We start from the raw sequence: 23125 nt of genomic DNA on the forward strand, positions 1-23125 counted from the left end.
ATTCTAAATTTCTTACATTTACCATTGTTATGAATGTAATTCAAAATTAGTTTAGATTAAAGAATTTTGATAAGCTTTAATTAATTTAATAATAATTCGGGCATAACAATTTTGAATTTTACTCGTTATGTTGTTGTTTTGTGTTACAAAATGAAATGGGAAAGCCGAAAACCAAAGAGAGTAGGCAAAATTAAAATACAAATACCACGCTTTATGAAAGCATTTTTACCCACAATCTGCTTGATGTTCTTAACCGTATTTAGTTCGCAAGCGCAAACTAATGCTCCAGCCGCAAATGCAAATCCATTTCCTACTATTAGCACATTGACGACTTGGGCAAGCTTTAACTCACAACAGCAATTTGATGTTGCTATTCGTGCAGTTGGGTTTAAGTTTGAAGTTAAAGAACCTGGTGAAGGATCTACAGCTTATACCTACATTCGTAAAGTAACAGTTAACGAAGTAAATTATACAGATAGAATTGTATACAGAATTACAAACAACAATTCTGCAAGTATCATTTCTTTAGTAACCGCTTCTACTGATTTAGTTAGTTTATACACTCCACAATTAGCAAGCTTTAAAAACAACAACTGTAAGACAGAAATGTCTAAAGACAAAAATACGACTTGCAGCTGTTACGAAAGTGCCAATTTTGCAATCGATCTTTGCGACGAGCGTGTAAAATTAACTATGGGTGACGGAAATAAATATTTTGTTTCTGTAGCTAAAAAATAATATTTTCAAATATTACTTCTTAATTAATTCCAAATCTTTACTGACTTTTAAGTATGTAAAGATTTGGAATTCGTTTTTTATTTAAATTCTGTTTGGATTCTTAAGTTCGTACCAAACTTCTAATTCTTCATCGTATTCAAAAGAATTTACAAAATGGAAGCCTAATTTCTCCAGAATTTTTCTTGAGTTCTCGTTTCCTGCATCTGCATAAGCATAAAGCACTTCTACTTTCATTTCGTTAAAAGCATGATCAATAAAAGCTCTTCCTGCTTCTGTAGCATAACCTTTTCCCCAATGCTTTTCGATAAAACGATATCCTAACTCATAAAAGTTTTTATGATTATTTATCTCGTCTGTAATAAATTTGATTCCAGACCAGCCAATAAATTCATTAGTTTCTTTAAGAACAACAGCCCATCTTCCTGTACCAAGATCTTTGTATTGTTTATGAACAAATTTGATATATTCAATGCTTTCGTCAATATGTTTTACAGGTCTATTCCCGACAAATAAATGCACATTTGGATTAGAATCCAATTCAAACATTCCTTCTGCATCAGAAAGTTCTAATTCTCGTAAAAGCAAACGCGCTGTTTCAATTGAATTTTTCATCTTTTATTTAATTTAAAATATATTTTTGCACCACTTCAGCAACACCATCATCATTATTTGAAGCCACGATTAAATCTGCTCTATCACGCAATTCAGGATTCACATTATCTACCCAAACTCCCAAACCTGCATATTCTATCATTGTCAAGTCATTTCCTGCGTTTCCAACGGCGATAATCTCACTTTGATGAATACCCAGCTTTTCTGCCAAAAGTTTCAAACTCGCAGCTTTATCAATGCCTTGCTGTGCCGCTTCTAAGAAAAATGGTTTAGACATCGAAACACTTAAATGTGGCATAGCCTCCATTAAATCTTTTTCCAAGGTTTTTAAATAAGCTGGATCTTGCAGCAAAATACATTTAACCGCTGGTCTGTCTACATAATCTTTAAAGCTTGAAACTTTATGATGTGCCATTCCCGTGATTTCTTTTTCTACCTCAATATATTCAGAATCTGTTTCGCTAATGATTTGGTCGTCTAAATACGTAATGATGTGCGCATTCTTTTTTACACTATAATCGTATAACGCATGAATTTGCTCTACAGTCAACTTCTGTTCAAACAAAACTAAATCATCTTTCACACGGCTGATTATTGCGCCGTTAAACGAAATCATATACGAATCGTTTTTATCTAATTCCAACTCCTTTGCATAAGCTGTCATTGCGGTAGTTGGTCTTCCAGAAGCCAAAACAACGTAAACGCCTTTTGCTTGTGCTTCTAGTATTACTTTTTTATTTAAATCTGATATTCTGTGATCGTCTGTCAACAAGGTGTCATCCATGTCGAGCACTAACATTTTGTATTGCATAATTTTTATTGTTCAGTGTTCAGTATCTAGTATGCAGTTAATATGCGGTCACAGTTTGCAATTATATCTTCAAACTATGATTGAACACTAAATACTGATTACTTTTTATAAGCTCATTCTAAACTCTTCTATAACCGGATTTGCTTTTGCAAAATCTGTTTCTTGTATAAATACTTCAATCGCCAAATCTGTCTGGCCAAAACCTCCTAAACGTGCAGATTGAATATTGTCTTTTTTTACTGTTTCTACTCCAGCTTCTTCTAATCTTTCCTGCAAAGCAATTGCTAATACTTCACTTCCAGAAAATACTTTCATTAATCCCATAACTCTATATTTTTATTCTGTTAATTTCTAAATCAAAAAATCCCGCTTTTCAGTTACTGAGACTGAAAACCGGGACTGAAAACTTTATTGTAAATTATTCTTCTTCAATATCGTCTTCGTCTTCATCAAGCTCTTCTCCGTCTTCATCCATATCAAACAAATAAGGCTCAACCATGATTTTATCTGCCAAAATTTCAATACGCTCTGTCAGAGTTTCAGAAAAGATAATTCGCTGCACTTTGGCAATACTATTAGAAATACGTGTGATTTTTGGATCATGGCGTAATTTCAAAATCGGATCTGCATCATCCAAAATAAACATTTTTAAACGATTTACATTGTAACCCGCTGTACTAAACATGTCATTTAATTTAGTTGGCGTACCAATTAAAACGTCAATCCCTGTAGAAACATAGTTTTTATCATAATCCATGTCGCCTTTTTCGTTTACACCATAAACTTCCAAATTGGTGTATTTCCCATACTTCTCAAAAAGCTCAACCATTTCCAAAACCTTTGCTTTGTCTTCCACAATAATTAAAGCGCGTGGCGATTCTTCCGTTTTACCAGCCAATTGCTGAATCACATTTAAAACAATCGTTGTTGTTTTTCCACTTCCTTTTGGAGAAATAATTACACAATCAGCACCGCTTTTTATGGTTGAAAAAGTTTCCAACTGCAAAGCATTCGCTTCCGTTAAACCATTTTCAACTAATCCGTCTTGTAATTTCTCGTTTATTTTTTTTAGTTTCATTTTTTTGAGCTTTAAGCTTTAAGCTATGCGCTGTAAGCAAAAATTATTTAGTTTCTATAAAAGCTTAAAGCCTAAAGCTTATAGCCTAAAGCGCGAAGCACTTTATTTGCTTGCGAACATTTTCACATCTGATTCTGAGATTTCGTTTCCTCCCAAAATAATCAATCTTTCAACTACATTTCGAAGTTCACGAATATTTCCTGTCCAATCGTATTCTTGCAATAATTTTATGGCTTGCGCCGAAAACGACTTAACCGCATTTCCTTGCTCTAAAGCTATTTTTTCTGCAAAATGCGAAATCAAAGCCGGAATATCATCACGTCTTTCATTCAATGGCGGCACTTTAATTAAAATCACTGCCAAACGATGGTATAAATCTTCACGGAAACGGCCTTCTGCAATTTCTGTTTTCAGATCTTTATTTGTTGCCGCAACAACACGAACATCAACTTTAATATCTTTATCAGCCCCCACTCTCGTAATCATACTTTCTTGCAAAGCACGCAAAACTTTGGCTTGCGCCGAAAGGCTCATATCACCAATTTCATCCAAGAAAATAGTTCCTTTGTCTGCTGCTTCAAACTTTCCGGCACGATCTTTAACAGCCGATGTAAAAGCACCTTTTACGTGTCCGAACAATTCGCTTTCAATCAATTCGCTCGGAATTGCAGCACAGTTTACTTCGATTAATGGAAAACTAGAACGCTCGCTTTTTTCATGCAACTGATGCGCCACTAATTCTTTTCCTGTTCCGTTTGGTCCAGTAATCAAAACTCTCGCTTCTGTTTGCGCCACTTTATCAATCATCACTTTAATATGATTAATCGATTCGCTGTCACCAATCATTTCGTAGTTTTTGCTAACTTTTTTCTTCAGGATTTTATTTTCAACTACTAATTGTTTTTTATCCAAAGCATTACGAACCGTATTCAATAAACGATTCAAATCTGGCGGTTTTGAGATATAATCAAAAGCTCCCAAACGCATGGTCTGAATCGCAGTTTCCATATCACCGTGCCCCGAGATCATCACCATCGGGATTTCTGGTTTGATCTTTTTTACTTCTTCCAAAACCTCAACACCGTCCATTTTTGGCATTTTGATATCACACAAAACCAAATCATAGTCGTTGTTTTTTATTTTTTCAAGTCCCGCAACACCATCTTCAGCTTCATCAACCTGATACGCATCATTTTCTTCTGATAATATTTTTACCAAAACTCTTCTGATCGCTGCTTCGTCTTCGACAATTAGTATTTTACTCATTTTTTTTCTAAGATTCAAAGTTGCAAAGTTACAGAGCGACAAAGTTTAAAATCTTTGTCACTATGCTACTTATTAACCTGCTATTAGTAATATCTCATTTATGCTTCAACACAATCTTAAAGCTACTTTTGTAAGTCATAAAAAATTCAAATAAAAAAACTTTGAACCTTTGTCGCTCTGTAACTTTGTAACTTTGTAACTTTGTAACTTTTAAAAACTAGTACTTCAGCCACTTATACAATTCCTTCCAAGTCGGTTTTTTGCCGTACATTAAAATACCTACACGGTAGATTTTGGCTGCGAACCATACCACAAGGAAAAATGTAGCAAACAATAATGATACCGAAATTGCGATTTGCCACCACGGCACGCCAAACGGAATACGCATTAGCATTACAATTGGCGAAGTTAACGGAATCATTGAAAAGATAACTGCAACACTTCCGTGCGGATCGTTTACAACTGTAAAAAAACCGATATAAACACTCAAAATCAGAGGCATTAAAATTGGCAGCAAAAATTGCTGAGAATCGGTTTGATTGTCAACTGCTGCTCCAATTGCCGCGTAAAATGAGCTATATAAAAAATATCCTCCAATAAAATAAATCACAAATCCGATTATGATGCTTGCAATTGGCAAATTCCATAATTCAGCAATATACATTTGCGCCGATCCAGCAAGTTCGTGCTGCGCACTTTGCATTAATTCCGGTGAAATTCTTGCTGTCGGACCAACATTCACGCCGAAAAATGCCGAAGCTGCAAACATCAATCCTAACCCAATTATAGCCCAAATCATAAATTGCAAAATTCCAGCCAATGACGTTCCGACAATTTTACCAATCATCAACTGAAATGGCTTTACAGATGAAATAATGATTTCGATAATTCTGTTTGTTTTTTCTTCGATTACGCTTCGCATTACCATGTTTCCATAAATGATAATAAACATCATAATCAAATAACCAAATGCGCCTCCGATTCCGATTTTAATTTCATTTAAACCTTTCAGACTTTCTTCTCCAGAAGCTTTAATCAAATGAATATTTACATCTGACTGTGCTTTCTGGATGGCCAAAGTGTCTAGTTTTGCTTCTTCCAGATTTAGTTTTGTAATTTTACTTCCAATGATATCTTGAGTATTTTCAATAAAAGAAATGCTCGGACTATTATTAGAAATAAATTCAATTTTACTTTCTAAATCTTTTATATTTTTTGTTTTCGGAATAACGATTAATCCGTTGAAATTTTCTTTTGTAATGCTATCTTTTAAAGCCTTTACATCAATTTCAGATAAATTTAAATATTTGAATTCGGCTCCTTTTTTATTTTCTTTTAAAAAATCAGATGCAAAAAGTCCGGTTTCGTCATGAATTGCAATTCTTTTTGTTTCTGCTTTCATCGAGCTTAAATAGCCAATAAAAACAGCAATCGCCACAAATAAAAGCGGACTCAAAAATGTCATGACAACAAAAGATTTATTGCGGACTTTGGCAATAAATTCTCTTTTTATAATCAACGAGATGATGCTCATAAATATTTTTAATTTTCAAATCTAAAATCCCAAATTCCAACTCTCGCAGTTCCAAACTTGGATTTTGGAATTTAATTATTGGAATTTAATTTTTTGTTTTCCGTTACCGTTTGGATAAAAATATCGTTTATGCTCGGAATTTTTTCTACGAAATGTGTTACTTGTCCACGTTGTGTTAAAATATTCAATAATTCATTTGGACTTGCATTTCCAATCTGAATATTTAATTTCAAATCATCATTTAAAGATTTAAAACTAGCAGGCGAAACCGTGAACTTTTGAGTGATATCGTAAATCAAACCTTCAACATTATTTGTCAAAATTCCCACTTCAAAACTATTGGTTCTAAACTGACGTTTCACATCAGCCACTTTCCCTTCGATCAATTTATTGGATTTGTGAATTAAAGCAATGTTTTCACAAAGCTCTTCTACACTTTCCATTCTGTGCGTCGAAAAAATAATAGTAGAACCTTGTTCTTTTAATGCCAGAATTTCATCTTTAATAACATTCGCATTTACAGGATCAAATCCAGAGAAGGGCTCATCTAAAATTAGCAATTTTGGTTTATGCAAAACACAAACCACAAACTGAATTTTCTGTGCCATTCCTTTAGAAAGTTCCTGAATTTTTTTGTTCCACCAGCCTTGAATTCCTAATCGGTCAAACCAATAATCCAATTGTTTTTTGGCTTCAGCCTTAGAAAGGCCTTTCATTTGAGCCAGATACAAACATTGCTCTCCCACTTTCATCGAACTATACAAACCTCTTTCTTCTGGAAGATACCCGATAGTTTGCACATGTTTGGGTTGCAATCTTTCTCCATCCAAAATTACTTCGCCACTATCTGGCAATGTAATTTGGTTTATGATTCTGATAAGGGAAGTTTTTCCGGCTCCATTGGGACCTAAAAGTCCATATATACTGCCTTTTGGCACATTTAATGAAACTTCGTTAAGTGCTACATAATCGCCGTATTTTTTTACAACTTTATGTACTTCAAGTAAGTTACTCATGCTATTTTTAAGGATTTACTGCGTCACTTTGCCTGTTACGGTTCAGCGACTGTAAAAGTAAATAATTCGAAGCGAAATTGTGGCATATTACGCAAAAAACCCATTCTAATTTATGCTAGAATGGGTTTTTAATTTTTTTATAACTTTAAAAGAAGTTAAGATTATGAGAACATATCTTTTACTTTTTCAAAAAACGATTTCTCTGATTTCTCTGGACTTGGAACAAAATGTTCGTCTGCTAAAGCATTTTCAAAGAATTGTTTTTGCTCTTTATTTAATGTTTTTGGAGTCCAAACGTTTACGTGAACCAATAAATCTCCGCTTCCGTAACCATTTAAACTTGGAATTCCTTTTCCTTTCAATCTTAAGATTTTTCCAGACTGAATTCCTTCTTCCAATTTAATACGAACTTTTCCGTTGATTGCTTCAATATCTTTAGAAGCTCCCAAAACTGCTTCAGGAAAACTGATGTATAAATCGAAATGGATATTTTCTCCTTCACGCTTCAAGAATTCGTGCTCAACTTCTTCAATCGCTACAATTAAATCTCCTGGAATACTGTTTCCTGGAGCATCGTTACCTTTGTTAGCAACTTTTAACTGCATACCATCAACAACTCCCGCAGGAATTTTAATTGATACTGTTTCGTCTTCTTGAACCATTCCTTGAGCATCTGCCTCAGAAGGTTTTTTATCTAAAATCTGACCAGAACCACCACAAGTAGGACAAGTAGATGCAGATTGCATTCTTCCTAAAATGGTATTGGTTACACGCATTACTTGTCCTTGACCGTTACAAGTCGTACAAGTTTTATACGTTACGCCTTTTGCCTGAACTTTACGTTTTACTTTTACTTTTTTCTCAACCCCATTTGCAATTTCTTCTAAAGTTAATTTCACTTTAATTCGAAGATTGCTTCCTTTCGCACGACGAGGGCCTCCGCCTCCGCCTCCGAAACCGCCAAATCCGCCACCAAAAATATCACCAAACTGGCTGAAAATGTCATCCATATTCATACCGCCGTGGCCACCGCCAAATCCGCCAGAACCATCAAATGCTTGATGACCATATTGATCGTATTTCGCTTTTTTCTGTGGATCACTTAAAACTTCATAAGCTTCTGCCGCCAATTTGAAGTTTTCTTCTGCCTCTTTGTCGCCTGGATTTTTATCAGGGTGGTATTTAAGCGCGCTTTTTCTATACGCTTTTTTAATTTCGGCAGCATCAGCATTTTTTGAAATGCCTAGTATTTCGTAAAAATCTTTTTTCATAATTAGGTTTAAATTCCAAATTCTAAAATTCCAAAATCCAAAATTGGAGTCAGAATTTTTATTTGCTTTTTAGTTTCCAACTACAACTTTAGGGTAACGAATAATTTTGTCTCCTAATTTGTATCCTTTTTCAATAACATCAACAATTTTCCCTTTTAATTTATCAGACGGAGCTGGAATTTGGGTAATTGCCTCAGCAATATCAGCATTGAAAGCATCTCCTGCTTGAATTTCAACTTGTTCTAAACCTTTAGAAACTAAAGTACTTTTCAGTTTTTCGTGAATCAACTCAACACCTTTTTTCAAATTCTCATCCTCAGACTTGTTGATCTCAACTGTCGCTCTGTCAAAATCATCTAAAACTGGAAGCATTGCCAATAAAACCTCTTGGTTTGCTGTTTTAAATAAATCAAGACGCTCTTTTGAAGTTCTTTTTTTGTAATTTTCAAATTCAGCAAATAATCTCAAAAACTTATCTTTTTCGTGAGCCAAGTCTTTAGCTAATTGCTCCTCAACACTTAATTCTTCAACAATCAACTGTTCTCCGTTGGCATTGTTCTCTAACGTTACGTCGTCTAATTCCTGATCGAATTCTGTATTTTCCGTAGTCATATTACTTTTATTTTTAAAAATATTCTTAAACTTCATTTTTATTTCTTTCTGTTGGATTGCAAAAGTACTGCCAAATCTTATAAAATGTCAAATTGTCACTTTATTAATTATGAGACATTTAAAAAACGCATTTGCACAGAAAAAATTTATTATAATTTTAAGACTATTACGTTTTAGTTTATCTTATCTTTGAGACCAATAAACATAAATTATTACCACCAAAAATTGAATTTAAGGGTTGGCTTCGGCCTCTAAATAATTATTAATTCAAGTTTACCTTATATTAAAAAAAGCTTCGCCTATAGAGACGAAGCTTTTTTTTATGCTTTCTTCATCTCTAATGTATTAATGACAATACCTAAAAAATTATCGCAAAGAACACAAAGTTTTTTATTTATAAAACCATATATAAAGACAAAAGTTCGCAAAGCTTTGTATTGATTTAGCTTTGCGAACTTTATTTTGCACGGGCGGAGGGATTCGAACCCCCATCAACGGTTTTGGAGACCGCTATTCTACCCTTGAACTACGCCCGTAACTTAAGGTTGGCAAATTAAAAGTTTTTTTTCTTCTCTGGCAACTATTTCAGGCAGAGATTTTAAAAGAAAACCCTTTGAATCTGCGGAATCTAAAGCAAAAACTTTTGTTCCAGATAGTTAACTTGATAAAGTTTTTTTTTAATTCTTCGAATTTTATTTGCTTCTTAGAAAGAAAAATTATTTCACGCAGATTTTAAAAAAGATTTAGGCAGATTTGTACAGATTTTTTAAACAAAAAAATAAAATAAATCTGCTCCAATCTGAAAAATCTGAGTGAAACAAAATTTTATTATGCCTGTAAAGCATTTTTTAAACCTTCGTAATCTACAGAAACCTGCTCTCCTGTCACTAAATTTTTAAGCGTATAAGAATTTGAAGTAATTTCTTGATCTCCAACCAATACTGCAAACGGAATTAAACGCTTGTCTGCATATTGAAATTGTTTTCCAACTTTTACACTATCAGGATACAATTCTACTTTTATATTTTCCTTTCTCAATTTCTGAATTGCCTGCGAAGCGTAAAGCGCTTCTTTATCTCCAAAATTCAAAAACAGTGCTTTTGAAGTAGCCGCAACAGTCTCAGGGAATAATTGCAATTCTTCTAAAACCAAATAAATTCTATCCAAACCAAAAGAGATTCCGACACCACTCATGTTTTTCAAACCAAAAATACCCGTCAAATCGTCGTATCTTCCGCCACCTCCGATAGAACCCATTGCAACAGTTTTTGGGGCTGCAACTTCAAAAATAGCTCCTGTATAATAATTTAAACCACGAGCTAAAGTCACATCTAAATCTAAAATTGAAGTAGAAAGTCCTAATTCAGCAACATTGTCACATATAAATTTAAGCTCTTCAACACCTTTCATACCTTCTTCAGAAGCTGACAATAATTCTGAAAGTTGTGCAATTTTGTCTGCAAAAGTTCCAGAGAAACTAAAAAGTGGCTGTACTTTTACCAACGCTTCTTCAGAAATTCCTTTTTCAATCATTTCTTTCTTTACGCCGTCTTCTCCAATTTTATCCAATTTATCAAGAGCAACCGTAAAATCGATTAATTTATCTGAAGCGCCAATTACCTCAGCAATTCCAGATAAAATTTTTCTATTATTGATTTTAATTGTAACGCCTTCTAAACCTAAAGAAGTAAAAACAGTATCGTACAATTGAACTAACTCAACTTCCTGCCAAAGCGACTTCGAACCTACAACATCGGCATCACATTGAAAGAATTCTCTAAAACGCCCTTTTTGCGGATTATCTGCTCTCCAAACTGGCTGGATTTGGTATCTCTTAAAAGGAAATTCAATTTCACTTTGGTGCTGTACCACGTATCTTGCAAACGGAACTGTCAAATCGTAACGTAACGCTTTCTCAGAAATTTTTCCTGTAAATTTATTTAGCTCAATTCTTTGTTCTAAAGTAATTTTTTCAGCAGAATTTAGTTGCAATTCTTCGATCGATTCTGGCAATTCAATTTTACTTTTATTGTAGAAAAAGTTACCTGAGTTTAATATTTTAAAAATAAGACGGTCTCCTTCTTCTCCATATTTCCCCATTAAGGTATCTGAATTTTCAAACGAAGGCGTTTCGATTGGCTGAAAACCAAATTTCTCAAAATTAGCTTTTATAGTCTGAATAATATATTGACGTTTTGACACCTCTGCTGGTGAAAAATCTCTTGTCCCTTTTGGTATACTTGGTTTCGAAGCCATCTTTTCTATTTTAGATTTTAGATTTCTGATTTTAGATTATTTTCCAATCTTTATCTTCAAAAATCTTTAACATTAATTTCTTATTGATTTGGATTTTATTCAAAATCTCAAATCGTCTGCAAATATCTTACTTTTTAAAATAAATAATAACACTTCGAAAACAAACTTGTAACAAAAACCGTATTTTCGTGACAAATTGGTCATGATGCTAAAATTATTTAAAGAAAATATCCGAATTGCATTTGGTTCTATCAAAACACAACTGCTGCGAACTATTCTTACTGTTTTAATTATTGCCATCGGTATTACCGCTTTGGTTGGAATCTTGACTGTAGTTTCTGCTTTAGAAAACACAATTTCCAGCGATTTTGCTTCTATGGGAGCCAATACTTTTAACATCAATCAATATGAAAATAAAGTTCGAAACCGTGGCGGAAACGAACGCGAAGTCATCAATCCGATTATTTCCTATCCAGAAGCTGTGGCTTTCAAAAGCAAATACAAATACCCATTTACAGAAACCTCTCTATCTTTTACCGCAACTACAACTGCCGAAGTAAAATACTTGAGCGAAAAAACAGATCCAGAAATTACAATTGTAGGCGTAGACGAACATTTTATTACCAATTCTGGACTAGAAACTAGTTTAGGAAGAAGTTTTAACCAATTTGATATTGAAAACAATACTTACTCTTGTATTGTTGGTTCTGATTTTGAAAAAGGACTTTTGAAAGATATTAATCCAATTGATAAAACTATTTCTATTCGAGGCGCAAGATTTAAAGTAATTGGTGTCCTAAAAGAGAAAGGTTCTACGTTTGGCAACAGCCAGGATTTAAGAGTTCTAATTCCAATTCAAGTTGCAAGATCTTTATTTACTGCACCAAATATCAATTATACCATTAGTGTAATGGTTTCTAAAAAAGAAGTTTTAGACGAAGCCATAGACAATGCTACAAGTACAATGCGAAGAGTTCGTAAATTAAGTCCGGTTCGTGACAATAATTTTGGAATAGTTCGAAGCGATGATTTGATTAATCGTATTCTAAGCATAACTCAATATCTAGGATTAGCAGCGTGGACTATTTCTGTAATTACCATTTTAGGATCATCTATTGCTTTAATGAATATTATGATTGTTTCGGTAACAGAACGTACACGCGAAATTGGTGTTCGTAAAGCGTTAGGGGCAAAAAGATCAACAGTTGCTTTTCAGTTTTTTATCGAAACTTTATTAATCGGACAAATTGGTGGTTTAGTTGGAATCTTTCTTGGAATTCTTCTTGGTTTCGGGATAGCCACAGCTATGAGTTTTTCTTTTGTGATTCCGTGGATGGCTATTTTTGCCGCTTTTGCAACTAGTTTCTGCGTGGCAATAGTTTCTGGTTTGTATCCTGCTATTAAAGCATCAAAATTAGATCCTATTGAAGCGTTGCGTTACGAATAGTTTTTAGTGTCAGTTTTCAGTTAATAATCACTTTTACTTTTTAAACGATTCTTTCTAATATTTTCTAGAATAATGGGAAAATCTTTTTTACGACATATTCCTAATTGAAGACAACCACTTGGTGCTTTGGGATGATATTCATTTTCTTCATAAAGTTCATGCAGCATTTTAGGGATCTGCCTTTCAAACTTTACAGCTATAATATGATTATTTCCTATCGAAGTGCTTTCTGCTGGAATCCACCCATTCACTAAAGAATGTACAAGTTTAAATTCCTGATAAACAAATTTTTCTGGGTTACGAAAATCAAAAATACATCCTAAATCCGTAAGTAAAGGCCAAGCGGCAGAGGCTCTAAACGTTCCTAACAGAATTTCATTTTCAGCTTTAGACCAATTTATAAAATCATTATAGAAATCTGTTTTTAATCGATTTTCAAAACGCTTTTCTACAATATCTTTAACAGATTTAATTCCATTTCCTGAAAAATAACCATCAATTACAATAAACTCATCTTTGGGGTGATTATGGTCTTCCATAAGATTTTAAACGAATTATTAAATTACTAGCCTTTCAAAACCTTACCAGAAATCATTCTGTCATTATCATAAATATCTTTTCGAAGCTCTACACTTTTAAAATCCATACTTTCTAATAAATCGGTCATTTCTTTTCCAAGATATTGATTGATTTCGAAATATAATTTTCCTTTTTCTAGAAGGGCTTTTTTTGCCAGTAAGGCAATTTTTCTATAAAAAATTAAAGCATCGTGATCTTCAACAAAAAGAGCTAAATGCGGTTCGTAGTCCAAAACATTTTTTTTGATTTCTGCTTTTTCTAAATTTCGTACATACGGCGGATTAGAAACAATAATATCAAACTGGCATCTTAATTCTTCTTCTTTTAAAATATCCAATAACACAAAAGTCACTTCGACATTATTTCTTACAGCGTTTCTTTTGGCCGTTTCAATTGCTTTTTTAGAAACGTCAATGGCAACAACTTCTGCATGTGGAAGATTACTGGCTAACGAAATCGCAATACAGCCAGTTCCTGTTCCAATATCGAGAATTCTTAATTTTTTATTTTTATCTCTACTAGTATTTTCATTGATAATCCACTCGACCAATTCTTCTGTTTCTGGCCTCGGAATCAAAACATTTTCATTTACTTCAAAATCCAAACCGTAAAAGTTTGTTTTCCCAAGCAAATATTGGATTGGAACTTCTTTTTTAAGCTGTTTCAGCAATTCATCCCATATCACAAAATCATTCTCATCAAATACCAACTCATGATTTAAAGCTAAATCAATCTGGCGAAGTTGGTGCTTATCTTCTAAAATTAAATAAAAAAAACTCTCTGCTTCGTACGCATCGTAAAAAGGAGATAATTCTTTAATAAACTGAGTACGATATTGTTTAATTTTCATTTTTATTTTTTGGGCATTTACATCAGTCCAAAACTGATATTTTATCTTTCAATAAGTCTTGCTACTTCAAATTTGTTACATTAAAATCACAATACTTTCAGCATCCATACCGGACAAGAATTATGCCCAGTACATCCCATTGGAGCATCTAAATACTCAAAACCGGATTTTTTATAAAGCTTTTGCGCTGCATGCATAAATGGCATGGTTTCGATATAACATTTTTTAAAACCAAAAGCTCTTGCTTGTTCCAAACATTTATCCATCATTTGGGTTCCAATCCCCAATCCTCTTGTTTTTGGAAGGAAATACATTTTCTGCAATTCACAAATTTCAGGATCTCCATTTTCTAAAGGTGCAATTCCAGCACAGCCTACAATTTCCCCTTCATTTTCAACAACAAAATAGGCCGATTTCGTTTTACTATATTCCTCAAACATCAAATCCAAGCAAGGATCTTCGTATGCAGTTCCAACTTTTGGAATTTCCATTTCATCAAAAACAGAACGTATCAAACTTGCAACTTCTTGATTGTCTTCTTTTTTAATTGTCCTTATAAACCAATTTACCATTTTTTTATTCTAAATCATTATGAATACAAAGGTAAATATACTTTTTTGATACCATTATAACTATCGGGATTGTTTCACAACTTAATCTTTTCGAGTTAGTGATAATCTTAAAATTAACTACTTTTGCACTGTGAATATACATGAAAAATATATAAAACGCTGCATCGAACTGGCACAAAATGGACTTGGGACAACGTATCCGAATCCTATGGTTGGTAGTGTGATTGTTTATGAAGATACGATTATTGGCGAAGGTTGGCATAAAAAAGCAGGCGAACCTCATGCAGAGGTAAATGCCGTGCGCTCTGTAAAAGACAAATCGCTCTTAAAAAAAGCTACAATTTATGTAAGTTTAGAACCCTGCAGTCATTTTGGAAAAACACCCCCTTGCTGTGATTTGATTATTGCAAATGAAATTCCGAATGTTGTGGTCGGCACAGTTGATCCTAACGAAAAAGTAGCGGGAAGGGGAATTTTAAAATTAATTGAAGCTGGAGCGAATGTTACTGTTGGAGTTTTAGAAGAGGAATGCAACGAACTGAATAAACGCTTTTTTACTTTCCACCAAAAAAAGAGACCGTATATTATTTTAAAATGGGCCGAAAGTCAGGACGGATTTTTAGCTCCAGAAAAAGAAATCGATCAGGCGCGCAAGCCAATTTGGATTACGAACCAATATTCGAGACAATTGGTTCACAAATGGCGAACTGAAGAACAGGCAATTTTGGTTGGAACACAAACTGTTGTTGATGACAATCCAAAATTAAATGCTCGAGATTGGAACGGTAACAATCCTGTTCGAGTTGTAATCGATCAAAATAATAGAATTAATGAAAACAGTTTTATTTTTGATAACTCTGTAAAAACTTTTGTTTTTTCTAAAGATTCAAAACCATCAAGAGAAAATACTCAATTTGAAGTAATTGATTTTAGCAAAAATATCATTTCTCAGATTTTGGCTGTTTTATATCAAATTCAAATTCAATCTATAATAATTGAAGGCGGAAGACAAACACTCCAATCTTTTATTGATGAAAATCTTTGGGATGAAGCTCGAATTTTTGTTGGAAAAACGAGTTTTCTAAATGGGACGAGAGCTCCAATTATTACCAGAAAAACCACCACAAAGACTAACATATTAAGTGACGAACTAATACAAATTAGAAATCATGATTAATGCGATAATTTTTGACTTTGGAGATATTTTCATCAATTTAGATAAACCTGCTACAATTTCTGGTTTGCAAAAACTAGGAATGAAAGAATGGAATAATGAATTGGATCAATTAAATCTTTCTTTTGAAGTGGGAGCTATTTCACCAGAAGATTTTATTGGAGGTTTTCAAAAACAATTACCAAATGCTTCTAAAGATGATATTTTGAGAGCTTGGAATGCAGTTTTAGCAGATTTCCCTTTTTATCGTCTAGAATTTCTTCAGGAACTATCAAAAAAATACCGCTTGTTTTTGTTGAGCAATACCGACTCTATTCACATTAATACATTTGAAGAAAAAAGCGGAATTTCTTTTTACAAAGATTTTTATGCTTGTTTCGAAAAAGTATATTTTTCATTTGATATAGGAATGAGAAAACCAGATCCGAAAATCTATCAATTTGTATTAGACCAAAATAATCTAGTTGCAGAAAACACTTTGTTTGTTGATGATAAAACAGAAAATACAGACAGTGCCGCAGCTTTAGGAATTAAAATTTGGAATCTTCAGGTTGGAAAAGAAGATGTGATTGACCTTTATAAAAAGAATATAATTTAGAATACTGCTTTTGGAAATTAACGATACTTATCAAACTATTGCATCTGCATCTGAAGAAATACTGTTTAAAGAAAAAGGCAGTAAATTCTTTGGCTATGCTTTTCCGATAGATCATGAAGACGAAGTAAAACCAATTATCGAGGAACTTAAAAAGCAACATCCACACGCAGTACACTATTGCTACGCTTACCAAATTGGTGTTGGAAATAAAATCTCGTATCGTGCCAACGACGATGGAGAACCAAGCAATACAGCCGGAGCTCCAATTTACGGACAAATACAATCTTTTGGATTAACGAACGTTTTAGTTGTAGTCGTTCGTATTTTTGGCGGAGTAAAATTAGGCGTTGGCGGATTGATTTCTGCCTATCGAACAACTGCACAACAGACTTTGGAAGTTTGCGAAATCGTTGAAAAGACAATTGATGTTGAATTTTTAATTTCTTTTGATTACAAAAACATGAATAAAGTAATGCGAGTGATCAAAGAAAAGAAATTAGAAATCACTTCTCAGGAAATGGAAATGGATGAAATTTCTGGACTGCCAATTGGCAAAATTGTGACAAAAACACGAAAAAAAAATGCCGAAACAGTATTCAGCATTTTTGATTTAATGTTCGAAATTGATATTAAAATTATATAATTTAACACCAAAACAAAGGCTATTTTAACACTTTTCATCAAGTGCTTTGAATATGTCTAAAATGTATTCTGGAGGAGCTGTTGGTCGACCCGTTTTTAACGCTACAAATACTAAAATAAATGTCGCAGTTGTTAATAACTCATTAGCCTCATTGTAAATTGCGCAGTCAAATTCGATCTTTACAAAAGAGTGACTTTTGAAAGTCGTGTGAATTGTCAAAAGTTCGTCGTATCTCGCCGATTTTTTGTAATTGATGTTCATGTTGACAATTGGAAGACCAATACCACTTTCTTCCATGCTTTTATACGAAACCCCTTTATTTCTAAGCCATTCCACGCGTCCAATTTCAAAATAAGGAATATAATTGCCGTGATAAACGACTCCCATTTGGTCAGTTTCTGAGTAACGAACTCGTACTTGAGTCTGATGATTTTTCATTTATAAAATATTAAAAAAATTCGAATTTAAAAAGCCGCATTACAACTTTTTTTTATAAAATTAGATACCAAAATATTTTTTTTTACAGAAATTTGTTCACATATTTGTTATCCCGAAATACGGAATAAAATTGCTCCTCTTTTATTAGGAGAATCTTTATAACAATAATAAAAATTTATCTGAATCTATGACTAAAACTGCTCAATCGGTATGGGAAAACTGTTTGTCCTTTATAAAGGATAATATTCAAGACCAAGCATATAAAACTTGGTTTGAACCAATCAAATCAGTTGAGCTAACCGATAACGCATTATACATTCAGGTTCCAAGTAAATTTTTCTACGAATGGCTCGAAGAGCATTACGTAAAATTATTGAAAGTTGCGCTTACCAAAGAACTGGGAAAAAACGCAAAGTTACTCTATAAAATTAAAATGGAGAACACTTATGGCAATAAACAGCCGTTTACCGAGCAGCTGCCAAGTGCCAACAGAGTGCCAATGAAACCGCAAGAGGTTGATGCTCCGTTTAAAAACTTAAATCCTGAACTGAAAAATCCGTTTGTAATTCCTGGAATTAGAAATTTAAAAATTGAGTCTCAGTTAAATCCGAACTATAGTTTTGATAATTTCTTAGAAGGAGATTCCAACCGTTTGGCTCGTTCTGCAGGTATGGCTGTTGCCAACAAACCTGGAGGAACTTCATTTAATCCGTTATTGATTTTTGGAGGAGTTGGTTTAGGAAAAACACACTTAGCGCATGCTATAGGTGTAGAAGTAAAAGATAAATATCCAGAAAAGACCGTTTTATATATTTCTGCTGAGATTTTTACACAGCAATACATTGATTCTGTAAAAAAGAATAATCGAAATGATTTTATTCACTTTTACCAATTAATTGATGTTTTAATTATTGATGACGTTCAGTTCTTATCTGGAAAATCAGGAACACAAGATGTATTCTTCCATATTTTCAACTATTTACATCAAAACGGAAAACAAGTAATCTTAACTTCAGATAAAGCTCCTGTTGATATGCAGGATATTGAACAAAGATTATTATCTCGTTTTAAATGGGGATTATCTGCAGAGTTGCATCAGCCTGATTACGAAACTCGTATCTCGATCTTAAAAAATATTTTATATCGTGATGGTGTTGAAATGCCTGAAGATATTTTAGAATATGTTGCTCGAAACATCAAATCAAATGTTAGAGAATTGGAAGGGGCAATTATTTCCTTAATCGCTCAATCTTCTTTCAATAAAAAAGAAGTTACGATTGAACTGGCAAAAAGTGTTGTAGAGAAATTTGTTAAAAACGTAAAGAGAGAAATCTCAATCGATTATATTCAAAAAATCGTTTCAGATTATTTCCAATTAGATATTGAAACACTTCAGTCTAAAACTCGAAAGAGGCACGTTGTACAAGCAAGGCAACTAGCGATGTTCTTTGCTAAAAAATTCACAAAAGCTTCTTTGGCAAATATTGGTTCACAAATTGGAGACCGCGATCACGCAACTGTTCTTCATGCTTGCAAAACAGTCGATAATTTAGTTTCTACAGACAAACAATTTAAAAAGTTTGTTGAAGACATCAATAAAAAACTAACGCTTTAAGACGCACCATGCCTGTAAAGATCTTAATGGTTTGTTTAGGGAATATCTGTAGATCTCCTTTAGCAGAAGGGATTTTAGCTTCTAAATTACCTCAAGATAAATTTTTAGTGGATTCGGCCGGAACAGGTTCTTGGCATATTGGCCATTGTCCTGATAAACGTTCTATCGAAGTTGCCAAAAAAAACGGAATTAATATTGGCGAGCAAAAAGGGAGACAAATTCAAGTTTCTGATTTTGACAAATTCGATTATATCTATGTAATGGATAATTCTAATTTTCGCGATGTACTTCATTTAGCTAAAACTCCAGAACACAGAAACAAAGTTCGTTTGATTTTAAACGATTTATTTCCAAACGAAAATGTCGATGTTCCAGATCCATATTATGGCTCAGCAAATGGTTTTGACAATGTTTACCAAATGCTAGACGAAGTAACCGATCTTATTGCAGATCAATTACTTAAAAAACACTCCTAATTCGATTCAATTGTTTCTAAAAAAGAGATAATTGAATTTTTTAATTTTAAAGAAAAAACACATGAAACTTCTCGGAAAATTATATTTAATTCCAACTACAATGGGCGAAAGCGATCCGATGGATGTTTTACCTCAAACCGTTAGAAGAACGATAGAAGTTATTGACCATTATATTGTTGAAAACGACAAAACGGCGAGAAAATCAATAAAAGCAGTTTATCCTGAAAAGAAACAATCTGAACTGGTTCTTTTCACTTTAAACAAAAGAACAGAAACTAGCGAACACTTAGATTTCATTAAACCTTTATTAGAAGGAAAAAACATGGGATTAATGAGCGAAGCCGGCTGTCCAGGAGTTGCTGATCCAGGTGCTGCAATTGTAAAGTTGGCTCACGAAAAAGGAATTCAAGTTGTACCTTTAGTTGGTCCTTCTTCTATCCTACTGGCCATGATGGCTTCTGGAATGAACGGACAAAGTTTTACTTTCAACGGATATCTACCAATTGATAAAGACGAGAAAAAATCGGCAATTCGTCATTTTGAGAAATTATCTTATGATAAAAATCAATCGCAACTATTTATTGAAACTCCATACAGAAACAACAAACTGATTGAAGATCTTTTGCAGATTTTAAGTCCTGCAACTCATCTTTGTATTGCAGCAGATATAACGCTTCCAACAGAATTCATCAAAACATTGAAAGTTGCGGATTGGAAAAAGTTAAAAGTTGACTTAGATAAACGTCCTGCGATTTTTATTATTCATAAAATGTAAATCATTTAAATCTTCGCAAATGAAAAAGTTTTTGATTGTAATTTTAATTTGTTTTGCCCAAAATGGATTTTCACAAACTGAAGAACCTAAACGATATATTAGCGATGCTGAAAGAGCTGCTTTTGAAGAAAATCAAATTTACAATACAGCAGGAATCAAAGTCAAACCTGAATTCCCAGGTGGTCAAGAAGCATTAGAACGCTTTTTAAAAGACAATTATAAAAACCCACGAAAAGACTTAAAAGGAAAAGTATATACTATATTTATTATTGAGAGAGATGGATCTTTGAGCGATATAAAAATCTTGAGGGATCTTGGAGATGGAAACACGGGTACTGAAGCAATTAGGGTTCTAAAAAAATCTCCTAAATGGATTCCCGGAAAACAAAACAACAAAACAGTTCGAGTTTTATATCCTGTTACTATAGTAGTTGATTAAATTTAATTACCCCTCTTTTCCAAAAATCAAACCTCACTATGAGCAAACTCCCAAACGTAACCACAAGCATATTCACGATAATGTCAAAAATGGCAGCCGAATATAATGCGATCAATCTTTCTCAAGGATTTCCAAATTTTCCGGTTGACGAAAGATTAACTGATATTGTTTCCCGATTAGCAAAAGAAAACGTTCACCAATATACTCCAATGGCAGGTTATCCGCCATTGATGAATAAAATTACTCAACTCACTAAAAACTCCTATAACAGAACCATCAATCCTGAATCAGAACTTTTGGTTACGGCTGGAGCAACTCAGGGAATTTTCACTACAATTTTAGCTTTAGTAAAAGAAAATGACGAAGTAATTATTCTCGATCCGAGTTATGATTCTTATGAGTCTCCAGTTTTACTTTGCAAAGCCAAACCCGTTCGAGTTGCACTAAATGATGATTACACACCAAATTGGGAAAGAATTAAAAAAGCTTGTTCTGCAAAAAGCAGAATGATGATTATCAATAATCCGCATAATCCGACAGGTAAAATTTTAACTGAAAGTGATTTCATTCAATTAAAAAATCTTCTCGAAAAATATCCAGATATTATCATTTTATCTGATGAAGTTTACGAATATATTACTTTCGAAGAAAAACATATTTCTGCACATACAAAAGATTTCCTTTTAGATCGTTGTGTGATGGTTTCTTCTTTTGGAAAATCATTTCATATAACAGGATGGAAAATTGGTTATACCATTGCTCCAGAGCATTTAATGAAAGAAATTAAAAAAGTACATCAATTTTTAGTTTTTAGTGTAAACAGTATTTCGCAGTTTGCTATCAGCGAATATTTAGATGTTGTTGACGTTAATCTTCTTGGAAAATTCTATCAAGAAAAAAGAGATTATTTTCAGAAACTGCTTCAGAATAGCCGTTTTGAATTGAAAGCTTGCGAAGGAACTTATTTTCAAGTTGCTTCTTATGCCAACATTTCAGATGAAGACGATGTTACTTTCTGCAAAAATCTTATTACCAAACACGGAGTTGCTGCAATACCTATTTCAACCTTCTATTCCGATCATAAAGATCAAAAATTAATTCGTTTTTGTTTCGCAAAGGATGACTTCACATTAGAGTCTGCAGCAAAAAAATTATCTGAAATATAATTTTTTTCAAAATTTTATAACATTATTATGCATGCATCCTATTTTATTTAACTAATATTGCAAAAAAAGAAAAAAGTATGAGCTACACAGATAAGATGTTACGTGATGATGCTTTACAAGGCAAAGTCATTGTCGTTACGGGCGGCGGAAGCGGTTTAGGCAAAGCTATGACCAAATATTTTCTCGAATTAGGAGCTCAAGTAGCCATAACTTCTAGAGACCTAGAAAAGTTAAAAACTACGGCTGCCGAACTGGAAAGTCAAACGGGAGGTAAATGTCTTCCTCTTCAATGTGATGTTCGTCATTACGAAGAAGTAGAAAATATGCTTCAAGAGACTTTAAAAGCTTTCGGAAAAGTAGATGTTCTTTTAAATAATGCAGCAGGAAATTTCATTTCTCCAACAGAAAGATTATCTGCAAATGCATTTGATACTGTGATAGATATCGTACTAAAAGGTTCTAAAAACTGTACGTTGGCTTTTGGAAAACACTGGATCGATACGAAACAAACTTCTGCTACGATTTTAAATATTGTTACAACTTACGCTTGGACAGGATCAGCTTATGTTGTTCCTAGTGCTACAGCAAAAGCGGGAGTTTTGGCCATGACAAGAAGTCTTGCAGTAGAATGGGCTAAATACGGAATCCGTTCTAACGCCATTGCTCCAGGACCATTTCCAACAAAAGGAGCTTGGGACAGATTATTACCAGGAGATCTTTCAGAAAAATTTGACATGGCGAAAAAAGTGCCATTAAAAAGAGTTGGAGATCACCAGGAATTGGCCAATTTAGCGGCTTATTTAGTTTCTGATTTTTCATCTTATATCAACGGAGATGTAATTACAATTGACGGAGGCGAATGGTTAAAAGGCGCTGGACAATTCAACTTGTTAGAAGCAATTCCAGAAGAACTTTGGGATCAACTTGAAATGATGATAAAAGCAAAAAAGAATAAATAATTACAAGTGCTTACTAAATTCAGAATATTTTTTTTAAACTATACTGATTGCACGAAATCCCGAAGGTTTACTTTCGGGATTTTTTTATATTCACCATATAAGTTCATTTAAGAGATTATAAGTTTAATGGAGATTTTTTATCAATAAATCTAAAAGCTTGTTTAAGTCCAGAAAAAAGAACTATTTATATTTAATTATAT

The 23125-nt window shown here is 33.3% G+C and carries 25 protein-coding genes and 1 tRNA gene; 11 read left to right on the top strand and 15 right to left on the bottom strand.

Annotation, left to right across the window (positions count from 1 at the left end):
* Positions 1–213 precede the first annotated feature (213 nt).
* A complete protein-coding gene (locus BSF41_RS23070; protein WP_095931853.1) occupies positions 214–738 on the top strand; it encodes a hypothetical protein in 525 nt (174 codons plus the stop codon).
* Positions 739–819: 81 nt separating this feature from the next.
* Here the strand turns inward: BSF41_RS23070 and BSF41_RS23075 are convergent, their stop codons facing one another.
* From BSF41_RS23075 to hisS, 11 genes are all read right to left on the bottom strand, one after another.
* Positions 820–1350: a GNAT family N-acetyltransferase gene (locus BSF41_RS23075; RefSeq protein ID WP_095931829.1), complete on the bottom strand. Its 531-nt coding sequence runs from the start codon at positions 1348–1350 to the stop codon at positions 820–822.
* Between the two features lie 7 nt (positions 1351–1357).
* On the bottom strand, positions 1358–2161 hold the full coding sequence (locus tag BSF41_RS23080) for a Cof-type HAD-IIB family hydrolase (RefSeq protein WP_095931830.1): 804 nt from the start codon (positions 2159–2161) through the stop codon (positions 1358–1360).
* 105 nt (positions 2162–2266) lie between these two features.
* Positions 2267–2485, bottom strand: a complete 219-nt coding sequence (locus BSF41_RS23085; protein WP_095931831.1) for a putative signal transducing protein — start codon at positions 2483–2485, stop codon at positions 2267–2269.
* Between the two features lie 94 nt (positions 2486–2579).
* The gene (locus BSF41_RS23090; protein WP_095931832.1) at positions 2580–3239 is read right to left on the bottom strand and encodes a DEAD/DEAH box helicase; all 660 of its coding nucleotides are present in this window, start codon (positions 3237–3239) and stop codon (positions 2580–2582) included.
* 102 nt (positions 3240–3341) lie between these two features.
* Entirely contained in the window at positions 3342–4505 is a 1164-nt protein-coding gene (locus tag BSF41_RS23095) for a sigma-54 dependent transcriptional regulator (RefSeq protein ID WP_095931833.1), read from the bottom strand.
* A 217-nt stretch (positions 4506–4722) separates the two neighbouring features.
* Positions 4723–6039: an ABC transporter permease gene (locus BSF41_RS23100; RefSeq protein ID WP_095931834.1), complete on the bottom strand. Its 1317-nt coding sequence runs from the start codon at positions 6037–6039 to the stop codon at positions 4723–4725.
* 71 nt (positions 6040–6110) lie between these two features.
* Positions 6111–7055, bottom strand: a complete 945-nt coding sequence (locus tag BSF41_RS23105; protein WP_095931835.1) for an ABC transporter ATP-binding protein — start codon at positions 7053–7055, stop codon at positions 6111–6113.
* A gap of 161 nt (positions 7056–7216) precedes the next feature.
* Positions 7217–8326: a molecular chaperone DnaJ gene (gene dnaJ, locus BSF41_RS23110; RefSeq protein WP_095931836.1), complete on the bottom strand. Its 1110-nt coding sequence runs from the start codon at positions 8324–8326 to the stop codon at positions 7217–7219.
* 69 nt (positions 8327–8395) lie between these two features.
* On the bottom strand, positions 8396–8974 hold the full coding sequence (locus tag BSF41_RS23115; protein WP_095931837.1) for a nucleotide exchange factor GrpE: 579 nt from the start codon (positions 8972–8974) through the stop codon (positions 8396–8398).
* A gap of 429 nt (positions 8975–9403) precedes the next feature.
* Positions 9404–9474, bottom strand: a tRNA-Trp gene (locus BSF41_RS23120).
* Between the two features lie 292 nt (positions 9475–9766).
* On the bottom strand, positions 9767–11194 hold the full coding sequence (gene hisS / locus BSF41_RS23125; protein ID WP_095931838.1) for a histidine--tRNA ligase: 1428 nt from the start codon (positions 11192–11194) through the stop codon (positions 9767–9769).
* Positions 11195–11396: 202 nt separating this feature from the next.
* On the opposite strand from hisS, the gene BSF41_RS23130 reads away from it, so the two are divergent.
* Positions 11397–12641 carry an ABC transporter permease gene (locus BSF41_RS23130; protein ID WP_172426966.1) on the top strand — a complete coding sequence of 415 codons (1245 nt, stop codon included), beginning with the start codon at positions 11397–11399 and terminating at the stop codon, positions 12639–12641.
* Between the two features lie 20 nt (positions 12642–12661).
* On the opposite strand, the gene BSF41_RS23135 is transcribed toward BSF41_RS23130, so the two are convergent.
* The 3 genes from BSF41_RS23135 to BSF41_RS23145 form a co-directional block, all read right to left on the bottom strand.
* On the bottom strand, positions 12662–13180 hold the full coding sequence (locus BSF41_RS23135) for a hypothetical protein (protein ID WP_095931840.1): 519 nt from the start codon (positions 13178–13180) through the stop codon (positions 12662–12664).
* Positions 13181–13206: 26 nt separating this feature from the next.
* Complete coding sequence (gene prmC, locus BSF41_RS23140; RefSeq protein WP_095931841.1) at positions 13207–14070, bottom strand: peptide chain release factor N(5)-glutamine methyltransferase; 864 nt, start codon at positions 14068–14070, stop codon at positions 13207–13209.
* An 86-nt stretch (positions 14071–14156) separates the two neighbouring features.
* The gene (locus BSF41_RS23145; protein ID WP_095931842.1) at positions 14157–14642 is read right to left on the bottom strand and encodes a GNAT family N-acetyltransferase; all 486 of its coding nucleotides are present in this window, start codon (positions 14640–14642) and stop codon (positions 14157–14159) included.
* A 130-nt stretch (positions 14643–14772) separates the two neighbouring features.
* Between BSF41_RS23145 and ribD the strand changes: the two genes are divergently transcribed.
* From ribD to BSF41_RS23160, 3 genes are read left to right on the top strand one after another with little or no spacing between them, the layout of a single operon-like run.
* Entirely contained in the window at positions 14773–15819 is a 1047-nt protein-coding gene (ribD, locus tag BSF41_RS23150) for a bifunctional diaminohydroxyphosphoribosylaminopyrimidine deaminase/5-amino-6-(5-phosphoribosylamino)uracil reductase RibD (protein WP_095931843.1), read from the top strand.
* Complete coding sequence (locus tag BSF41_RS23155) at positions 15812–16414, top strand: HAD family phosphatase (RefSeq protein WP_095931844.1); 603 nt, start codon at positions 15812–15814, stop codon at positions 16412–16414. Before ribD ends, BSF41_RS23155 begins: the two co-directional genes overlap by 8 nt.
* A gap of 10 nt (positions 16415–16424) precedes the next feature.
* Complete coding sequence (locus BSF41_RS23160; protein ID WP_095931845.1) at positions 16425–17057, top strand: YigZ family protein; 633 nt, start codon at positions 16425–16427, stop codon at positions 17055–17057.
* A 24-nt stretch (positions 17058–17081) separates the two neighbouring features.
* On the opposite strand, the gene BSF41_RS23165 is transcribed toward BSF41_RS23160, so the two are convergent.
* On the bottom strand, positions 17082–17495 hold the full coding sequence (locus BSF41_RS23165) for a thioesterase family protein (protein ID WP_095931846.1): 414 nt from the start codon (positions 17493–17495) through the stop codon (positions 17082–17084).
* Positions 17496–17682: 187 nt separating this feature from the next.
* Between BSF41_RS23165 and dnaA the strand changes: the two genes are divergently transcribed.
* From dnaA to BSF41_RS23195, 6 genes are all read left to right on the top strand, one after another.
* A complete protein-coding gene (gene dnaA / locus BSF41_RS23170) occupies positions 17683–19110 on the top strand; it encodes a chromosomal replication initiator protein DnaA (protein ID WP_095931847.1) in 1428 nt (475 codons plus the stop codon).
* Between the two features lie 8 nt (positions 19111–19118).
* Positions 19119–19586 (top strand): low molecular weight protein-tyrosine-phosphatase, encoded by a 468-nt coding sequence (locus tag BSF41_RS23175; RefSeq protein WP_095931848.1) that lies wholly within the window; start codon positions 19119–19121, stop codon positions 19584–19586.
* Between the two features lie 61 nt (positions 19587–19647).
* Positions 19648–20361 carry an SAM-dependent methyltransferase gene (locus BSF41_RS23180; RefSeq protein WP_095931849.1) on the top strand — a complete coding sequence of 238 codons (714 nt, stop codon included), beginning with the start codon at positions 19648–19650 and terminating at the stop codon, positions 20359–20361.
* Between the two features lie 19 nt (positions 20362–20380).
* Positions 20381–20800: an energy transducer TonB gene (locus BSF41_RS23185; protein ID WP_095931850.1), complete on the top strand. Its 420-nt coding sequence runs from the start codon at positions 20381–20383 to the stop codon at positions 20798–20800.
* Between the two features lie 38 nt (positions 20801–20838).
* Positions 20839–21966 (top strand): methionine aminotransferase, encoded by a 1128-nt coding sequence (locus BSF41_RS23190; protein ID WP_095931851.1) that lies wholly within the window; start codon positions 20839–20841, stop codon positions 21964–21966.
* Between the two features lie 77 nt (positions 21967–22043).
* On the top strand, positions 22044–22925 hold the full coding sequence (locus tag BSF41_RS23195) for an SDR family oxidoreductase (RefSeq protein ID WP_172426967.1): 882 nt from the start codon (positions 22044–22046) through the stop codon (positions 22923–22925).
* Positions 22926–23125: the final 200 nt, after the last annotated feature.

Origin of the sequence: Flavobacterium sp. ACN2 (genome assembly GCF_002303885.1) — a bacterium.
Classification (GTDB): domain Bacteria; phylum Bacteroidota; class Bacteroidia; order Flavobacteriales; family Flavobacteriaceae; genus Flavobacterium.

Bases quoted from the DNA above. Each gene is read 5' to 3' on its own strand.
- BSF41_RS23135 (WP_095931840.1), bottom strand. From the start codon at position 13,180: ATGGAAGACCATAATCACCCCAAAGATGAGTTTATTGTAATTGATGGT.
- BSF41_RS23165 (WP_095931846.1), bottom strand. From the start codon at position 17,495: ATGAAAAATCATCAGACTCAAGTACGAGTTCGTTACTCAGAAACTGAC.
- BSF41_RS23115 (WP_095931837.1), bottom strand. From the start codon at position 8,974: ATGAAGTTTAAGAATATTTTTAAAAATAAAAGTAATATGACTACGGAA.
- BSF41_RS23100 (WP_095931834.1), bottom strand. From the start codon at position 6,039: ATGAGCATCATCTCGTTGATTATAAAAAGAGAATTTATTGCCAAAGTC.
- BSF41_RS23070 (WP_095931853.1), top strand. From the start codon at position 214: ATGAAAGCATTTTTACCCACAATCTGCTTGATGTTCTTAACCGTATTT.
- BSF41_RS23130 (WP_172426966.1), top strand. From the start codon at position 11,397: ATGATGCTAAAATTATTTAAAGAAAATATCCGAATTGCATTTGGTTCT.
- dnaA (WP_095931847.1), top strand. From the start codon at position 17,683: ATGACTAAAACTGCTCAATCGGTATGGGAAAACTGTTTGTCCTTTATA.
- BSF41_RS23155 (WP_095931844.1), top strand. From the start codon at position 15,812: ATGATTAATGCGATAATTTTTGACTTTGGAGATATTTTCATCAATTTA.
- BSF41_RS23075 (WP_095931829.1), bottom strand. From the start codon at position 1,350: ATGAAAAATTCAATTGAAACAGCGCGTTTGCTTTTACGAGAATTAGAA.
- prmC (WP_095931841.1), bottom strand. From the start codon at position 14,070: ATGAAAATTAAACAATATCGTACTCAGTTTATTAAAGAATTATCTCCT.
- BSF41_RS23090 (WP_095931832.1), bottom strand. From the start codon at position 3,239: ATGAAACTAAAAAAAATAAACGAGAAATTACAAGACGGATTAGTTGAA.
- dnaJ (WP_095931836.1), bottom strand. From the start codon at position 8,326: ATGAAAAAAGATTTTTACGAAATACTAGGCATTTCAAAAAATGCTGAT.
- BSF41_RS23080 (WP_095931830.1), bottom strand. From the start codon at position 2,161: ATGCAATACAAAATGTTAGTGCTCGACATGGATGACACCTTGTTGACA.
- BSF41_RS23180 (WP_095931849.1), top strand. From the start codon at position 19,648: ATGAAACTTCTCGGAAAATTATATTTAATTCCAACTACAATGGGCGAA.
- BSF41_RS23185 (WP_095931850.1), top strand. From the start codon at position 20,381: ATGAAAAAGTTTTTGATTGTAATTTTAATTTGTTTTGCCCAAAATGGA.
- BSF41_RS23105 (WP_095931835.1), bottom strand. From the start codon at position 7,055: ATGAGTAACTTACTTGAAGTACATAAAGTTGTAAAAAAATACGGCGAT.
- hisS (WP_095931838.1), bottom strand. From the start codon at position 11,194: ATGGCTTCGAAACCAAGTATACCAAAAGGGACAAGAGATTTTTCACCA.
- BSF41_RS23145 (WP_095931842.1), bottom strand. From the start codon at position 14,642: ATGGTAAATTGGTTTATAAGGACAATTAAAAAAGAAGACAATCAAGAA.
- BSF41_RS23190 (WP_095931851.1), top strand. From the start codon at position 20,839: ATGAGCAAACTCCCAAACGTAACCACAAGCATATTCACGATAATGTCA.
- BSF41_RS23195 (WP_172426967.1), top strand. From the start codon at position 22,044: ATGAGCTACACAGATAAGATGTTACGTGATGATGCTTTACAAGGCAAA.
- BSF41_RS23175 (WP_095931848.1), top strand. From the start codon at position 19,119: ATGCCTGTAAAGATCTTAATGGTTTGTTTAGGGAATATCTGTAGATCT.
- BSF41_RS23095 (WP_095931833.1), bottom strand. From the start codon at position 4,505: ATGAGTAAAATACTAATTGTCGAAGACGAAGCAGCGATCAGAAGAGTT.
- BSF41_RS23085 (WP_095931831.1), bottom strand. From the start codon at position 2,485: ATGGGATTAATGAAAGTATTTTCTGGAAGTGAAGTATTAGCAATTGCT.